We start from the raw sequence: 16737 nt of genomic DNA, 5'->3' as shown, positions 1-16737 counted from the left end.
CCATTAACCTTTAGCCATTAGCCATTAGCCATTAGCCATTAACTAATAAATTACTTAGTCGTATTCTCAAGCACGTAGTCTGGACCCGCTGTTTCAGCTGTCACAACCGCAAGTTTAGACACGTCTGCGCCTTCACCTTGGTAAGCGTTCATGCCGTTTTCTACAACGACTTTTGGTAGCTCAACCGAGTAGCCTTCGATCAGTTCAGAATCCGTTACTTGACCTACGTAAGTTTCGTCTGTGTAGGTTGCGCCAACTAATGGGAAGTCTTGCGTTGCACGGACACTTACAAACTCAGGTGACTGCGAGTTATCAACCACGTTGTGTTTGAAAGCCACATCAACGCCCGCATAAATGCCTTCCACTTCTGCGTTGTCAAACAAACTTACACGGTGGCTTTGGTTGCCGTAAACAATACCCCACTCAGTATCAACTAGCGAGTTGTTCTCGATCGTGATGTTTTTCGGTGTCCACTGCTTATTAAGCTCTTTGCCTTTCACCGATTGATCTAGCTGCTCACCATTCGCTACGTCGATGATGCCCGTGTTAATAACAATGCCGCCACGTAGGTCAGCGTTGCCTTCAATCACACCATCACGACCACGAGTGTTGGCAATGTAGTTATTGCGAATCACATGATCTTCATCGTAGATACGAATGCCGCCCGTTAGGCGCTTTCCATTGCCAAGAATCATGTTGTTCTCAACTGTGTTGCCTTTACCGTGGCGCAGTGAAATAAGAGCTGCACTTTGGAAGATCGTGTTGCCTGAGATCGTGTTGTCGCCCGACTTAATCGAGATAAGCTCACGCTCACCATCCATATCGATCATTAGGTTGTTCACGAACTTAGAACTTGAATCCCACTGTGAAGATTTAGAATCACCAATACGGATCGCTTCCCAGCTGTTGCCGTTGTAACGAATCGCTTCTTTGATGTCGAATTCGTTGAACTGGTTAGGCTTTTGATCCATGAAGATGTTATTTGCGATCAGGTGGTTGTCAGCTGTGTCATCTTTTTGTACACCAATCAAAGTGCCGCGTTTTTGTTTACCTTCGAAACGGTTGTTGATGACTTTGCCGTCTTTACCCCATAGAGATACCCAAAGGTACTTTGGATACTCAGAACGACGCTCGTCTGGCTCGTACGTGTAATCGTGGTTGAAGTAGTAGAATGTTGAGTTTTGAAGCGTATTGCCATTACCCATCATACGAACTGCACCAAAGCGTTCTTTAGGGCCGCCTTCAGTAAATACCAAGCCATCAAGCGTGATGTCATCGCCTTTCAGTTCAAACTGAATCAACCCCGTGATCCACGCAGAACCTGCTTGCTCTGCCTTGATAGTGATGTCATTCGCCGTGATCGTCACTTGACCTAAGTTCGCGTATTTACCGGCAGGGATAACCACTTCGTCGCCATCTTTTAGGTTTTCAAATTGTGCTTTAAGCGCAGCCACTTGCTCTTCCGAAGCAACGGCTAAAGTGTCGCCATCTACCTCTGTTAAGCGGTCACTGCTCAATAGGTGACTACGGTCAATTTCGCTAACAGCAGGCGTAGCTTGTTCAGCGACACTGACTACGGGTGCTGTTTTTTCTTGTGTTGTACAGCCTGTTGCAAAAGCGAGTGTGAACGCGCTAATAATGCTTACCGATAATAGTTTTTTGTTCATCGTACATCTCACATTAAAGTTTGGATTATAAAAATGACGACCACCCGTTCAGGTGGCCGTGATGTTATTTAGGATGCGTATTAAATTAGCCTTCGGCTGGAGTCACTTCGTCTTGTTGCTCGACTTTGTCATCGACTGCTTTAACAAGTAACAGACCAACAGAGAACACAATCAAGCCACACAGAACGAATACCATGCGTCCCCACATTGGGTTTGGCAGTACGAACATAGTCATTACGCCCACACCCGCTACCGCGATAAGTGAACCCAACATACGACGTTGCTTGTTATCCAGTTTCTTCTGTTCATTACTTTCAGCAACTAGTGGCGTCGCTAGGTTGTTGAAGAACTTGTCTACGTCTTTCTCACGGTGCTCAGCAAGAGGCTTGTAGAACAGTGTTGAAAGAACAAAGAAGCCAGCAGTAAATATGATGTGACCGATAAGGCCGATAGCCACTTTCAGGTCAGCCCACTCACGGCCAGTTAGTTCATTTAGACCGAACCAGTTTTGAATCATGTCCGCAGTGATAACGAAACCAACGAAGTAAGAAACCACACCACCTACAACTAGCGTGCCCCAACCTGCCCAATCCGGTGTTTTACGGATGAAGAAGCCACAGAATGCTGGAATTGTCATTGGGAAGCCGATCAATGCGCCCACGTACATCATGGTGTCGAAAAGGCTCAGACCTTTAAGAGAGTTGATGAACAGAGCAACCAAGATGATCGCGATACCGAAGAAGGTAGACGTTAGTTTAGAAACAACCATTAGCTCTTTCTCTGTCGCTTTAGGACGAAGAATCGGCTCGTAGAAGTTCTTAACGAAGATACCTGAGTTACGGTTTAGACCTGAGTCCATTGAAGACATTGTTGCTGCGAACATAGCGGCAATCAGAAGGCCAACCATACCTGCAGGCATGTATTCTTGAACGAAGTAAAGGTAAGCGAAGTCAGCGGCTTTGCTGCCAGCTTCTGGGTAAGCTGCTGCTAAATCAACACCTTGACCTGCCATGAACCAAGAAGGCATGAACCAGATGATTGGACCAAGCGTCATTAGTACACAAGCAAGTAGAGCTGCTTTACGTGCGTTATTTGAATCTTTCGCAGCAAGGTAGCGGTAAGAGTTAAGCATGTTGTTGGTGATGCTGAACTGCTTTAAGAAGATGAACACAGCCCAGATGCTGAAGATGCTCATGTAGTTCAGGTTATCACCCGTAATGAACGAATCCGTTGGGAAGTCGTTAACGATCTGCGTAACGCCGCCACCGTGGTAAATCGCAACCACAGCACACGTCACCGTTACCGCCATGATGATAACCATCTGCATAAAGTCAGATGCGATTACCGCCCAAGAGCCGCCTGTTACTGACATTACTAGTACAACCAGACCCGTTAGGACAATCGTCGTTGTCATATCAAAGCCGAAGATACCCGATGCGATGATTGCTAGACCATTCAACCAAATACCTGCAGAGATAACGCTGTTTGGCATACCAGACCAAGTAAATACTTGCTCATTCACCTTACCAAAACGCATACGAATCGCTTCAATTACCGTCACAACACGCAGTTGACGGAACTTCGGAGCGAAGTAAAGGTAGTTCATTAGGTAACCGAATGCGTTCGCGATGAAGATAATCGCTACGGCAAAGCCATCGGTAAAGGCTTTACCTGCTGCACCAGTAAATGTCCAAGCACTGAACTGGGTCATAAATGCGGTTGCACCTACCATCCACCACAGCATATTACCTCCCCCACGGAAGTAATCACTTGTCGTACTTGTAAACGTTCGAAACATCCACCCTATCGCAATTAAGAATAGGAAGTAGATGCCAACTATCAGGGTATTGAGTTCCATCGTTAGACCTTTTATTTATGTTTTTTTGTTGAGGTCACTATAAATAAATGGCAAGTATATTTGTACTACAATAATCCAAATGCGTGACAATGATCTTACAGTCTGACACTCAATTAATCATACAAGTGATCGAGTTCAAAGTTGCACCACCTAGGAGCGCAATTCCTCAAGTCAGTGCAGTTATCCGCACTAAATTTCGACCAAAACCCCGAAAAACATGAACAAAGTCTCTAAAAATCGAAGATTCATCGTTAAAAACTATTATTCTTGACGATCAAAGCTTAAAGAAGAGCAGCAAAAATATCGTTAGATATAATTTATAAAAATGAATTAAACCAATATATTTGTAGTACAAATAAGATCGATAATTTGCTTTTAAAAGTTCCCTATATTAGGCAGCCAATAATGAAAACTTGAAAACCACTATTAGATACTGACAGGGATACACGGAAGTGAAATGCTTTTAACACACCCGTTACACTTTCCCCGTCCAATAAAAAGGTGTCATTATGAAGAAATACGTTCCAATCTTAATTGCTCTTAGTACGGTATCTTCTATGAGCTATGCAGCAACACCGCGTGAAGATGCTGTTGACTACTTACAGATGCGTAAAGGCGTGGCTTACCAAGTAAACCATTCAAAACCTTTCACTGGTCAATTTGAAGAGAAGTTCGATAACGGCCAAGTCGCGACCCAAGCTCAGTTTGCCGATGGCTTAGAACTTGGGCTAGAAACTAACTGGTATCCGAATGGCCAAGTCGCTTCTAAAGTGAATTACGTAAAAGGTGAACTGCAAGGCAAAGCTGAAACCTGGTATCCAAACGGACAGAAAAAAGCAGAACTCAATTATAAAGACAATGAATTATCAGGCACCGCCTCTCGCTGGTATCCCAATGGGGAACAAAGCCTGACAGCTGAATACAGCGACGGACAAAAAGATGGATTGGTAACGGACTACTACCCGAACGGTAATAAGGCCAGCCAAGCGAAGTTTGATGAAGGTGAAGTCGCGAACGGAAAACTTACTCGCTGGAATACTAACGGTGACAAAGTTGAAGAACTGACCTTTAAAGATCACAAAGTCACCTCTAAACAGGTGTGGATGCCTACAGAAAGCTAAGCCTCAAGAACAGCTCTCACGGAGCTCTTTGATATAACTAAACGCCTGCTGTTAAAGTTTGCAGCTACACGTCTGCAACTAAGAGACAAGAGAAGAGAAGAGAAGAGAAGGGAAACGAACATTCATGTGATTAAGCGTGAATGTTCGTGGCTTTGATGCTGTAACAGACTCACTTGAGCGTGTTGTCATCAACCTAAAAGCCTATTCTTAAGCCGCGGTTTACACGCTTATTGAGCCGCACACGACTCTCTACTCAAATTTAAAATAAAAAAACGCTCATGTTGCCTGTATCAACATGAGCGCAAGGGTAGATCTTCGACTACCATCTCCTACCTTTCTAGATGAAAGCAGAAGTTATAATTAGAATAGTTGGGAGCAATAATCAAAATGCTTTCGCAAGCACTTCAACGATTTCTTCTTTGTCGCTGATGAGGACAACGGGTAACGATTCGAACCCAGTTCATTCCTATCAAGTTCATACTTATATAGCAGGCTATGTCACTACCTTGCCTACTACATTTCAAACCTTCTCTGATTGAGCTTTAAATCACCTCAAGTAAATGTCTCATGTTCTTAAAGCGGTGGATTTAATCCATTTAGCTTCAAGACCACTCTTACTTATTCGGCTTCACACCGTCTGTTCATGCAATCAACACAGCAAAGTTATGTGTTGCTAAAGAAAGTTAGTAAATAATAATGTATTACAAATAAAAATGATATCTAAAGGTTCAATTTTTTGCTGTAGCGCACATTTATTGATGAACAAAACTCTTCAAAACCATTATCAACAGCCAAACAAATCACTAAAAAACATCAACTTAACAAAACAACTCGATTTTGTAACCCTTTGTAAATAGTGGTTTTGTCCTAACAACACGATCAAGTTCACAGATCATCACGCCTCGGATCGCTACCATATTTGTATTATTTAAATGCAAAATAAATTTGAAATAACCAAGAAATAATTTCAAAAACAAAATGCATTTAAGACAAGAACTACTCTATTTGGCTTGTAATTATGGCCAATACTCAACCTATAAATATGGAATTAATACCATGAATAAAACTAAAATCGTGATTGCTGTGGCATCTGTACTCGCTGCTGGCTCTGTATCTGCTGCGTCTTTCGATATGAGACACGAATACAAGAGTCATACAGATCAACACGCTACTCGTGTAAAACTTGGCGATAGCATTGGCAACTTCCTTGTAGATATCGAAGCGAAATTCAAGGGAGAAGACGGTAAATTCATGGAAGATTTGAAGAACAATGGTTGGGAGCTTGGTCTAAACTACCGTCATGTACTAAACGATAACTGGACAATGACTTACGGTATGCCAATTGAAGGTCGTGAATCTGGCGTTACATACAAGCCTCAAGTTCGTGCAACATACAAAGTGGATAGCGTTGATGGTCTAAGCCTAAGTGCTCGTTACCGTTACGATATGAGACAGAACACTAGCAGCTCAGAGTATCAATTCGATGACAATGGTGATGTTATTGTTGATAGTGACGGTGTTCCAATCACGGTTGATAAAAACGTTTCTAATCAACGTCGTCACCGTCTAACGGCAAACGTTAACTACTCAATGGAAAACTGGCGCTTTGGTCTAGAAGGTAACTACTACAAAGCGGATGGCTATGACATCTACGACAACGACGATACCAACTACGAGTTGAACGCAAGCATTCGCCATATTATGGGTCAATGGGCACCATATGTAGAGTTTGGTGATGTGAGCACTTCATCAACTAAAGCGACTCGTGAACTGCGTAGCCGTGTTGGTCTAACTTACAGCTTCTAATCGATAGCTACATGAATAATCTAAGATAATTACTGTCCTAATTTTCTAAGACCTAAACAAAAGCCAGCTTAATCGCTGGCTTTTTTTCCTTTAAAATCAGTAAAATAAGAGCCGCGCACTTGCAGCTCTTTTTCCTAGTGACTAATCCGATAGAGAAAGGCAACGGTCACATTATCGTTAGGCACAACTCGCTTCTGCTGAGCCAAAAACAATTCCGCTGTCGAAACGGCATCGGCTAATGCATTGTGGCTGTTGTACTCAGGAAGCCCGTACCTTTCGCGAGTCCCTGCCAAGGTTAAATCGACTTCTTCATGATTGCTGATCGCTTTCTCCATGCTTTTCTCAATACACAAGGTATCAAGCCAAAGCAGAGGAATCGCTCTTAAACCGTAGCAGCGAAGAAGGTATTGGCTAATGAACTTCTCTTCGACTACACACGCGTGCGCGACGATAATCTTGCCTTTCGCTGCTTCGAAGAAAGCGAGCATCGCATCATGAATAGATGCGCCCTCTTCCAGCATCTGTGGTGTGATGTGGTTAATCACCGCAGTTTCAGCGTTAATCTGAGAATCATTGTTCAGGTAGATATGCTTGGCAGAAGCCAAATCGATTCGTCCTTTCACCACATCGACCCATCCCATAGACAAGATAAGATCTTGTTCGCTGTCTAAGCCTGTGGTTTCGAGATCCAACACGATATAGTCGCTGTCTTTGGCCAAATCCGTCATTTCAGGACAAGGCTGTTCTACCAGATCATGTAACGCTTCTGGCAGCTTAACCGTACCCAAATATTGCTTACGCTTGCGTTTAATTCGTTCAAGCGGGTGAAAATAGTTTAGCATTCGTTTTAAACATTTATTAGTTGAACATAGCTTCATTAACGTGCTCCGAAACGAATTTTCGCCGCTTCTTGAAGGTCAGCAATGATCCTAAAGGCATCTTTCAAGTGTTTACGCTCAAAGCTACCAAAGCTATCTGGGTTGATGTTGTTGTCAGGCACATCCCCGTTCTTCAGCGCTTCAAGTTGATGGCCAAAACGGAAAGAGAGAATGAACTGGTAAGCACCCAGAATGTTCTTGAATGCATCGTCGCTCAGCATGCCTTTTTCATTGGCAGCAGCGAAACGTTCGTCAGTCGCCGACAAATCGCACTCCACAGCAAGGCCATAAATACGCGCTAAGTCGATAATCAAGTTGATCGCGTACTTCTTCACGTTCAACGTTTTCTTATTCTCACCTGACTTCTCTAGCACTAAGCTATTGAAGATGCCAAGTGGCGGGTTGGTATTGACCGCGTCTTTCACTAGCGTGCTTAAAAACTCACGGTTACCGCGAATATTGCTATGCAGCTCATCGCGCAGAATACCTTCAAACTCACTGTTGCCGTAGATAGTACGAATTTCTAGGAACACACTGATATTAAGCAAGCGTTCGTACTCTGGGTTAGCCACCCACTTCTTGTAGTAGTGCTTCCATACACTGAGTGGCTGACACCATTTTGGCGTCGCAGCCATGAATTTACCTGGACATAATGGGTAGTGACAGCTTGCTAAGCCGTTGGTCACCATCATCGCTAAGTGTTTGAAGTAAATACGGTCACTGTCGGTTGCATCGTCAGCAAGAACAATCGCGCTGTCTTGGTCCGACAACATGTGCACTTCATTACGTGCGTGCGATCCGGCTACGATCCAAGAGAAATCACACGGTGGTGGGCCTAACTTATCAATCGCTATTTGAATCAATCGACGGGTGTAGGCGTCCATAATCATGGTCATTACCTTGCCGACGGTTTCAGGCGCCACTTTACCTTCCACCAGCGCTTCAAAAATAGCTTGTCGCTCTGAGGTGAACGAAGACATGGTTTTCACGCTGCCCGCGTATTTGATTTTCTCGATCAAGAATATCGCTTGAACACGGTGGTTTTGAACCAAATGAGACGTAGTAAGAAGACCAACGACCTTATTCTCTTTCACAACGGGCAAGTTACGGATATTAAATTGCATCATGATAGAGGCCGCATGCAGCACCAGATCATCCGGTTTTACAGTAAGTGGAGAGTGCGTCATTACCTCTGAGATCAGGCTATCAGTACTCACGCCGTGGGCAATCACTCGCTTAGTCATGTCTCGGTCGGTGATCAAACCAACAATGGTTTCACCTTCATAGATCACGGCACACGGTGAGCGTTGATGAAGCATTTCAACCGCAACCGACTGGATGGTTTGCTCAGACTTAACAATTGCCACCTGCCCGCTTGCCACTTCCTCAACTTTACGAATGAACAGGCCTTTCTCTTTATTCGACCAGACCACATCCAGTGCCGACTTCAAGCGAACCTGCGCCTGTGAAGCAAAGTGTTCTGCGCAACTTGGAAAGGCTTTGAAAAGCGTTTGAAGTGCCGAGTGTGGAATCACATAAAGTAAGGTGTTTTCGATTGCGACAGCTCTATAGCCTTTTTCGTCGTTGACTTCAGAATCTAAGAACGTAAAGCCAAACAAATCTTCACTGCCTAGACGGGCACGAAGCACACCATCCGATTTTCGTTGCTCCATAGAGCCCGTTCGAATGATATAGAGCGATTTTTCCTTCCCAGACTCACACAAATCGACCACATCTCCCTTGCCGAGATAAGTAATTTGCACGTTAGAGGCAAGTTCGCGAAGTGCTTGTTTAGGGATCTTATCGAATGGGTCGATTTGACCTATGAATTGAAGAATATTTGGCAGTAGAGACTGAGGCATAATCACACTCACAATAATTTAATTAGTATTATTATATAACTTAAAATACTGGTTACTAGTGCTTTTAACGAAACAGCAAATAATAGATTAAATATTGGACACCAGTCAGGTTTTCATCAAATTTGGATGCAAAAAAAGCACGTATCAAACGTGCTTTTTAGAGGTCACTGCTGAAATTAGCTTTTGAATAACCGTAATTTTAACTTTGACTACCCTAGTTTTACGAGAATGCCCTCTCGTCGATAATGCAAAACGATCAAAGCTAAAATAACAGTGAAAACAATTAACTAGCGGCTGGTAATCTGTGGTTTGTTTCTAACAGGTGACTTGCTGACGCGTGGCGTGCTTTGTCACTATTACCTGCCATGATTGCTTCATAAATCTGGCGGTGTTCGTTAATACAAGTACTTCCCTCTTCAGAAGAGTGAGAAATAAAGTTAACAAACATGGTCGTTAAGATGTTACCAAATGGAAGATAGAAGTCGTTACCTGTTGCATTGAAGATCAGGCTATGGAACTTCATGTCGATATCTAGCCAACGCTCTTGATCAAGCGTTTCTTCGCTAGAAATTTCTACCATTTGTTGGAAAATACCAGACAGCTCAATGCGTTGTTCTGCACTCGCGAACTGAGCAGCTAAAGCACACGCTTCTGGTTCAATCGCGCGGCGTAAACCCAAAAACTGATGACAGAATTGGTCTGTATCGGCCAAACCGTCCATCCATTCGATCAATTGTGGATCTAAGAAGTTCCAGAATGCACGGTCAACAACGCGAGTACCGATCTTAGGACGAGATTCTAATAGGCCTTTTGAAGTCAGAAGCTTAACCGCTTCTCTTAATGCTGTTCTACTGATACCAAATTGCTCACACAGAGCCATCTCACCAGGGATAATAGAACCTTGAGGCAAATTGCCCGACAAAATACCACGGGCGATTTCACGTGCAACTTGCACATGAAGGCTTCGCTTAGAGCCTGAAATAGAATTGAAAGAGCCAGCCATGTGTCTACTTACCGATTAGATATGTATTATTTAACTCGGACTATAGCACTGATTTATATCTTCACCAACACAGCATCAGAATAACGTGAGGTCACTACCAGTAAAGGTTGGAGCAATATTTCACAAACCTGCTCATCTTTAGGTTTATAAAACCAATTCAACCTATTAATTCATACAAATAGTTCTCATTTACTATTTCAATGTATGCGTGAACTCACAAAACCACCCTTACTCTCACTATTTATGTCGGTAATAACCCGTTTTTAGATAAACACCCTTGAATATAGCAAGTGTTATTGTATGATTTATTGGCGTGAATAATCTACAATATAGGCGGCTCTGATGTTTAACGATTTAAAAGGCAAACGCATTCTAATTACTGGCTCTACTGCTGGTATGGGTTTAGCTACCGCACGTGTCTTTGCAAAATACGGCGCAAAAATCGGCATCAATAGTCGTGCTTTCAGCCCAAAAGTCGATGACGTTCTATCTGAACTTACCGCACTGGGTGGCGATGTTGCCTTTTTTCCTGCAAACCTAATGGACACATTAGAGTGCGAAAGGTTAGTCAAAGAGTTCACTGATCATTTTGGTGGCATGGACGTGTTGATTAACAACGCCGGTGGCCTTGGTGGTCGCGCCAATCTAGAAAATATCGATGATGAGTTTTATGAGCGCGTAATGAACCTTAATGTTCGCTCTGCGCTGATGACAACCAAGTTCTCTATCCCGCACTTACGCGCCTCTGCTGCTGAGTCCGGGCAAACATCTTGTGTGATTAGCACAGGATCTATCGCCGCTCGCGAAGGCGGTGGTGTTGGTGCAGGCATCTATGCCGCGTCTAAGGCTTGGTTACACGACATTCACCGCAATTGGGTGAAAGAGTTCGCGCAAGACAATATCCGTTTCAACATTGTTTCACCGGGCACTATCGACACCGCATTTCACGATGGCAAGAGCGACGATTTGAAAGCGACCATTGCTAACAACATTCCAATGGGACGCTTTGGCCATATTGATGAAGTTGCCCCTTCATTCGCTTTCTTTGCATCGCACGCTTGCAGCGGTTACATCACAGGTCAAATCCTAGATGTTAACGGCGGACAAATAACGCCCTAGTTAGCTGGTTTATATAAGCTCACTCAGCGATTTAAGTTCGCCACACTATATAAGGTTAACAGACCCGAGTAGATGAGGGAAAACCTCACACTAAATTCGACGTATACACTGACACTAAACACCAGATTCGTCTGGCTTTTAGTGTTTTCAAAGTTTCAATTTCAGGTGGTTTAAATGTCAATATTTACATTGGTGGAAGATTCAAGCCGCCGAATTCATGTTCAAGTGGCGAGACAAATTGCTCGCAAGATCTTGTCAGGCGAGTTAGAAGAAAATCAAAAGTTACCCAGCGAAATGGAGCTGTGCGAAATCTTTGGAGTGAGCAGAACTGCCCTTCGAGAATCAACTAAGCTACTTTCGGCAAAAGGTTTAATCGAGTCGAAGCCAAAAGTGGGCACTCGTATCAAACCGAGAACACAGTGGCACTTCTTGGACCCGCAATTGCTGTACTGGATCCAAGATTTAGAAGATACTAAACCCTTCTTGTCTCAATTTTTAGGCTTAAGAAAAGCGATTGACCCGGAAGCGTGTGCACTCGCTGCAACCAATGCAACTGTAGAGCAACGCAAAGAGCTTTCGATTCTTTTCCAGAAAATGACCATCGCAGCAAATAGCTTCGATTATGAAGAGTGGACGACCAACGATCACCTGTTTCACCAAACGATTTTCTTATCGACAGGTAATCAATTTTACATTCCATTCGCGAACATTCTGTCGACTATCTTCAAGCAGTTTATCGACCACTCCGCTGAAGGCGGTCGCTTCTGTTTAGAAGAACACAAAGCGATTTACGACGCAATAATGTCTGGCGATGCCAAGCAAGCTCGAATTGCTTCTCAAGTCCTGCTAGACGATGAGAACCAAAAGCTCTCTAGGGTTGAATTAGCCATCGCATAACCGAGATTAACCAAACTGACTTGTTTTTCAAAGACACAAGTCAGTCTTGTTTTAGCACCCATTTTTTAACCATCAACTACCGTAGTGTTTTCTTCTTTAAACGCTCTACTCCGCCACCTCAGAGAAAGCTTACGGTTATACACATAAGGTGTTGTTTGTGTCTTCACAATCGTACGTAAGGAAAAATTTCTCTCTCGCCTGGCCCCTCGCCTTAAACGGTATCTTGATGCAGTCGATGTTGATGATCGACACACTGCTTGTCTCTCCTCTTGGTGAAATACCTTTGGCTGCCATGGGAATTGCGACCACTATGGTTGCTTTTGTACTCGGTATTCAAATGGCGCTGGCAAACGGCACTCAGCTAGTATTAAGCCGCGCCGTGGGTTCTGGCATTACCGCTTCATTATCCAAAGCGTTTTGGGCAGGTCTGTTCATCAACTTAGGTATCGCGACAATATTTTGGTTTCTGCTCACCTTTTTAGAACAGCCTTTAATTCAAGCCTTAACCGACGATAAAGCCCTTTACTTAGAAATCAGCCACTACCTTGATATCTCAAAGTATCTCGTCATTTTCACAGCATTAACGCAAGTAATTATCGCCCTATTTAATGCATTAGGAAGAACCAAGATACCGTTTAAAGGGTATTTGATTGAATTGCCGATCAACGCTGTACTTTCTTATGGACTCATTCACGGCTTTTCAAATTTCGAAGGTATTGGTGTTCAAGGCGCCGCGCTAGGCAGTGTTATTGCTATCACCCTTCGCCTTGTGTATCTGGTTCTTTGCGTGTATTTGAGCTCAGCAATTTCACTCAAATTAGACGCCCAGCGATCTGAGTTCATGACAAACGTTCGTCGTCACTTTATCGAGATATTCCCTGTCGCAGCAAATGTAACCATGCTATTGATTGGCGCAACGATTTATCAGTTACTGTATTCGCAACTTAACATCAACGCGTATGTTGCGATTACTTTGGTGATGCCTTGGATCAGGGCTGTCTCTCAATTTATTACTGCTTGGGCTCACTCTTCCGCAATTACTATCAGCCAAGCGATTGGCTCTAAAAAGATGGATGACCTAGTCAAAAACGTCGATACCAGTATTGATATTGCGGTCGTCATTTCTTTTGTGTGTGCAATCTTGTTCGCAGGATTAAGTCTGGTTATTGGTGACATTTACCCGAACTTGGATGAGTCTACCTATCAAGCATTGGCCGTTATCGCCCCACTCTACATCTTCTTGCCGATTGTCCGTGGCTACAACACGGTTCATGGGAATGTATTAAGAGCACTAGGAAAAACGACCGCAGTCTTCAAAATCAACTTTACTGGTCAATGGGTAATTTCAATTCCATTGTGTGCATTGATCATCTTTGGATTAGACGGTTCTATCTTTTGGGCTTTCGCTATCCAACCATTCGAAGAAGTCGTTAAAGCTTTCCCATTCCGTCATTTGGCTCGAAAGTCTCTTAAAGAGTTTGATGCCGACAAAGCTAAAGAGTTGATGTATGACTAAACTCCGTATCGAGTTGCCGTCCTAAAATCTTCCCACGCGTTCTGAATACAACCTTGTCTTTTGACAAGGTTGTATTGTTTTAGCTGTACCATTCATTGGTAGGCTTCAGCACACCCTCATTGATACCAAGGTCACATTAATACCAAGGTCATCTTAAAACTCATATAAAACAAAAAGACCACTCAACATTCGGTTAAGTGGTCTTCGAAAATATTCCTTAAGGACTGCGTCTAGCTAGCCTATTGGTTATGCTATGTGCTATTTACCGTTCAACTTAAGCGCTGAGAAAGTCACACTGTTGTAATCGCCATTCTTTTTATCGATAGCGAAATCGCCAGTACCGCCACAACCAGGTCCCCATACAGGGTGAGAATCGCTCACGCTACATTGGCCGTATGCGCCCGCTTTGTAGTAAAAATCATCTTCAGCATAACCCGTTGGTGAATCAAGTTCATCGATGCCCTTACTCAGGTCGATTTCATACTTAACGGTATCGTGACGCTCGGTTTCAAACGTTAGGTACATCATGGTGCCTTTCACTTCCACTTTGTAACTAAACTCTTCACCAAGAGCAATACCCGCTTCACCCGGCTCTGCAGGGTTTTCCCACGTGTTACCCCAAACAGGGTAAGCTATATCGGCACGGTTAGGATCTTTTTTCTCTAGGTTACGTTCATAGTTCCAGAATACTGAACCCATTTCTTGGCCAGGAAACTTCTTATAGAAGATCTTTAGTGGTTCATTACCATGCCCGTAACCAGTTCCAGCTTTGATTAGCTCATTATGTTTTTTAGCGTGAATCTGACCAACAACCACCGAGTGAGCTGGGTACTTTTCTGGGAACTTAGCGTTAACTGAGACGTGATTAACTTTTAATGTCGCTTCTAATGTTCCGCCAACAGCACTGTATTCACTAGCCGCTGGGTGACTCGACAGTGCCCACTGGTTTCCTTTATCAGCCGTATCGATAGAGAAATCTGCGCCTCTTGGCATTTGTCGTAATTCAGAACGCGCATTCTTCGAGTTTTTCGTCGTAATCGCTTGGTTCTGCACTTCAAATACAAGGTTGCCGTCTTTATCAAGATGGAAGAAATCACTATGTGAGTAGCTCATCATGGCTACCCCTTCTATTTCATCAACACGACCATCTTCATTAATATCTGAAGGTATGGTTATTTTCCAATTATGCATATCGAATTTATCGGCAGGTACGGGGTAAGAAACACCGTTATTTGCGAAAGTAACCATTGGTACAGTCGCTAATAGCGCCACTGCTAATATGTTTTTCTTAAACATGACTCATCCTTTATTGTTAAATAAGTACCAAGTTCTCTCAGCACAGAAAATACTTTGAACACTGATTCGCAATAACTATTTTCTTCAATTTAAATAGTCCAACCACAAAAATTAGGGTTAACAGCTTGTTAAACACACTCAAATACAGCTCTTATCTTTTCGAACAAGATCTCTTGGATAAAGCAGCCACTCGTAACAACCAAGGTTGCCATCACCACCAAACCCCAAAGATAAATCGAATATTTGTCTTATTTTAACATTTTTAATTTCGTATATTCTCAAGCATTATAAATATGAGAAGCGAGTCATGCTCAACCTAATAAATAGGCGCAAAACTGGGACATTCATTACATTTAACTATATATTCACTCCATTATTCAGAACTTCTTGATAGATATCACAGAAATACTAAGCGGTAATAAATACCATATTTGTCATACATTAATTTAATACCATTTATAGTGTTAAATTGTGAGCCATGGGTATATTGGATGTATCCAAAATAAAAAATAATAGTGAGACAAAGGTATGAACTCTGTTACAAAAATTGCTGCAATTGTTGCTACAACTCTTCTTGCAGGCACAGCGACTGGCGCAACTCTTGATTACCGTGCAGAACATAAGCATGAAGACGATAAATACGCGCATCGTATTAAAATTGGCGGAAGTACGAAAATAGCAGACGAGACAAAGCTATATTTTAGCGTTGAACAAAAGTTCGCTCCAAATGCAGAAGGCGATATATATAACCAATTGGAACGCGGAGATTCTGAGTTTGATTGGGGTGTTCGTTATGCGTTAGATGAAAAGTGGTATTTGCAGCCAGGTATGCCTATTACGTTCGGCGATGAAAAAACAACATTTAAACCACAGTTTCGTGTTGGGTATAAAGCTGACTTCGGTCTAACAACGGCTCTTCGTTACCGTCATGAATTCCAAAACTACACAGACAGTTCAAGCAGTTCTCTCACAAAAGTTAACGGCGACAAAATAGCATTAGCTGGTGAGACTGTTCAGCAAGGTAAATTTACATTGACTGGCGCTTATAAATTCCAAGACGAAGATTTAAAAAACCTTCAATTAAGTTATGAGGCGAACTACGTCAAAAGCTACGAAGATCAAGTCAAAGCGAATGGTGAAGATTGGGAATGGGATTTAGGTGTAAAAATCGGCTATAAATTCGATAACCTAAGACCTTATGTTGAATTTTGGACATCAGATTACGGCTCAGCGGAAGAGAATGAACGTCAGTTGAAAACACGCGTTGGTGTTACATACTCATTTTAAACATGGTGACTATCCATTCTTTAAAAAGGCTTATAAATTTCTAAGCCTTTTTTATGGTTCATCGCGGCTTTCCGGGGAAAGCCGCTTTTATCTTCAGTAAGCATTTGTTCTATATATCTTTTTAGGCACTCCGTTATACGAGCTTAAAGCTCTAACCAAGATAGAGATTCTGTTTTTATGCCGCAGTTACGACACTTAATTCTTCGTGTTTAAACAGAAAGTTCAACAAGAACACCGAGCAACATGGTCTCTTTTACATGACGCCATTGATACTCNNGGTTTAAGAATCAGGGTAATAAGTGATGCTGTCTGATGAGACTTTATTATTTGAAAACCTTCCCAGAATGAAGGTAGGAAAGTATGATTCGGCATGAAAACGGTCGTTTGTGTATGGTTTTTGTTTGGCGACTAAACCATATCACTTACT

At 42.8% G+C, this 16737-nt stretch carries 12 protein-coding genes and 1 pseudogene; 6 read left to right on the top strand and 7 right to left on the bottom strand.

What is annotated here, in order from left to right:
• Positions 1–50: 50 nt before the first annotated feature.
• Together AB4307_RS09400 and AB4307_RS09395 are read right to left on the bottom strand one after the other, a co-directional pair.
• On the bottom strand, positions 51–1667 hold the full coding sequence (locus tag AB4307_RS09400) for a polysaccharide lyase 6 family protein (RefSeq protein WP_372131689.1): 1617 nt from the start codon (positions 1665–1667) through the stop codon (positions 51–53).
• An 85-nt stretch (positions 1668–1752) separates the two neighbouring features.
• Positions 1753–3525: a sodium:solute symporter family transporter gene (locus AB4307_RS09395; protein WP_017061461.1), complete on the bottom strand. Its 1773-nt coding sequence runs from the start codon at positions 3523–3525 to the stop codon at positions 1753–1755.
• A 509-nt stretch (positions 3526–4034) separates the two neighbouring features.
• Between AB4307_RS09395 and AB4307_RS09390 the strand changes: the two genes are divergently transcribed.
• Together AB4307_RS09390 and AB4307_RS09385 are read left to right on the top strand one after the other, a co-directional pair.
• Entirely contained in the window at positions 4035–4646 is a 612-nt protein-coding gene (locus AB4307_RS09390; RefSeq protein WP_017061462.1) for a toxin-antitoxin system YwqK family antitoxin, read from the top strand.
• Between the two features lie 1056 nt (positions 4647–5702).
• The gene (locus AB4307_RS09385) at positions 5703–6452 is read left to right on the top strand and encodes an oligogalacturonate-specific porin KdgM family protein (protein WP_048616477.1); all 750 of its coding nucleotides are present in this window, start codon (positions 5703–5705) and stop codon (positions 6450–6452) included.
• 134 nt (positions 6453–6586) lie between these two features.
• On the opposite strand, the gene AB4307_RS09380 is transcribed toward AB4307_RS09385, so the two are convergent.
• From AB4307_RS09380 to AB4307_RS09370, 3 genes are all read right to left on the bottom strand, one after another.
• On the bottom strand, positions 6587–7330 hold the full coding sequence (locus tag AB4307_RS09380; RefSeq protein WP_102394492.1) for a 3'-5' exonuclease: 744 nt from the start codon (positions 7328–7330) through the stop codon (positions 6587–6589).
• On the bottom strand, positions 7330–9192 hold the full coding sequence (locus AB4307_RS09375; protein ID WP_017069961.1) for a DUF294 nucleotidyltransferase-like domain-containing protein: 1863 nt from the start codon (positions 9190–9192) through the stop codon (positions 7330–7332). The genes AB4307_RS09380 and AB4307_RS09375 overlap by 1 nt, the downstream gene beginning before the upstream one ends.
• 283 nt (positions 9193–9475) lie before the next feature.
• Positions 9476–10195: a FadR/GntR family transcriptional regulator gene (locus AB4307_RS09370; RefSeq protein ID WP_017072471.1), complete on the bottom strand. Its 720-nt coding sequence runs from the start codon at positions 10193–10195 to the stop codon at positions 9476–9478.
• Positions 10196–10537: 342 nt separating this feature from the next.
• On the opposite strand from AB4307_RS09370, the gene AB4307_RS09365 reads away from it, so the two are divergent.
• The 3 genes from AB4307_RS09365 (at position 10538) to AB4307_RS09355 (ending at position 13727) form a co-directional block, all read left to right on the top strand.
• Positions 10538–11314 (top strand): SDR family NAD(P)-dependent oxidoreductase, encoded by a 777-nt coding sequence (locus AB4307_RS09365; RefSeq protein WP_017072470.1) that lies wholly within the window; start codon positions 10538–10540, stop codon positions 11312–11314.
• Between the two features lie 174 nt (positions 11315–11488).
• Positions 11489–12211: a FadR/GntR family transcriptional regulator gene (locus AB4307_RS09360; RefSeq protein ID WP_017063624.1), complete on the top strand. Its 723-nt coding sequence runs from the start codon at positions 11489–11491 to the stop codon at positions 12209–12211.
• Between the two features lie 148 nt (positions 12212–12359).
• Positions 12360–13727: an MATE family efflux transporter gene (locus AB4307_RS09355; protein ID WP_372125180.1), complete on the top strand. Its 1368-nt coding sequence runs from the start codon at positions 12360–12362 to the stop codon at positions 13725–13727.
• A 258-nt stretch (positions 13728–13985) separates the two neighbouring features.
• Here AB4307_RS09355 and AB4307_RS09350 read toward each other — a convergent pair whose 3' ends face one another.
• Entirely contained in the window at positions 13986–15023 is a 1038-nt protein-coding gene (locus AB4307_RS09350; protein WP_017069957.1) for a polysaccharide lyase family 7 protein, read from the bottom strand.
• Positions 15024–15551: 528 nt separating this feature from the next.
• On the opposite strand from AB4307_RS09350, the gene AB4307_RS09345 reads away from it, so the two are divergent.
• A complete protein-coding gene (locus AB4307_RS09345) occupies positions 15552–16310 on the top strand; it encodes an oligogalacturonate-specific porin KdgM family protein (protein WP_114633649.1) in 759 nt (252 codons plus the stop codon).
• Between the two features lie 146 nt (positions 16311–16456).
• Here the strand turns inward: AB4307_RS09345 and AB4307_RS22040 are convergent.
• A pseudogene (locus AB4307_RS22040) lies at positions 16457–16682 on the bottom strand (ISL3 family transposase); the annotation flags it as partial.
• Between the last annotated feature and the right edge of the window lie 55 nt (positions 16683–16737).

The sequence above is a fragment of the Vibrio sp. 10N.261.52.C2 genome (assembly GCF_041471425.1).
Taxonomy (GTDB): domain Bacteria; phylum Pseudomonadota; class Gammaproteobacteria; order Enterobacterales; family Vibrionaceae; genus Vibrio; species Vibrio crassostreae_C.
The sequence above is the reverse complement of the archived record's forward strand: the minus strand, read 5'-3'. Positions and strand labels throughout refer to the sequence as shown.

Excerpts from the sequence above, each read along its gene's own strand:
- AB4307_RS09400 (WP_372131689.1), bottom strand. The coding sequence starts at position 1,667 with ATGAACAAAAAACTATTATCGGTAAGCATTATTAGCGCGTTCACACTC.
- AB4307_RS09395 (WP_017061461.1), bottom strand. The coding sequence starts at position 3,525 with ATGGAACTCAATACCCTGATAGTTGGCATCTACTTCCTATTCTTAATT.
- AB4307_RS09390 (WP_017061462.1), top strand. The coding sequence starts at position 4,035 with ATGAAGAAATACGTTCCAATCTTAATTGCTCTTAGTACGGTATCTTCT.
- AB4307_RS09385 (WP_048616477.1), top strand. The coding sequence starts at position 5,703 with ATGAATAAAACTAAAATCGTGATTGCTGTGGCATCTGTACTCGCTGCT.
- AB4307_RS09380 (WP_102394492.1), bottom strand. The coding sequence starts at position 7,330 with ATGAAGCTATGTTCAACTAATAAATGTTTAAAACGAATGCTAAACTAT.
- AB4307_RS09375 (WP_017069961.1), bottom strand. The coding sequence starts at position 9,192 with ATGCCTCAGTCTCTACTGCCAAATATTCTTCAATTCATAGGTCAAATC.
- AB4307_RS09370 (WP_017072471.1), bottom strand. The coding sequence starts at position 10,195 with ATGGCTGGCTCTTTCAATTCTATTTCAGGCTCTAAGCGAAGCCTTCAT.
- AB4307_RS09365 (WP_017072470.1), top strand. The coding sequence starts at position 10,538 with ATGTTTAACGATTTAAAAGGCAAACGCATTCTAATTACTGGCTCTACT.
- AB4307_RS09360 (WP_017063624.1), top strand. The coding sequence starts at position 11,489 with ATGTCAATATTTACATTGGTGGAAGATTCAAGCCGCCGAATTCATGTT.
- AB4307_RS09350 (WP_017069957.1), bottom strand. The coding sequence starts at position 15,023 with ATGTTTAAGAAAAACATATTAGCAGTGGCGCTATTAGCGACTGTACCA.
- AB4307_RS09345 (WP_114633649.1), top strand. The coding sequence starts at position 15,552 with ATGAACTCTGTTACAAAAATTGCTGCAATTGTTGCTACAACTCTTCTT.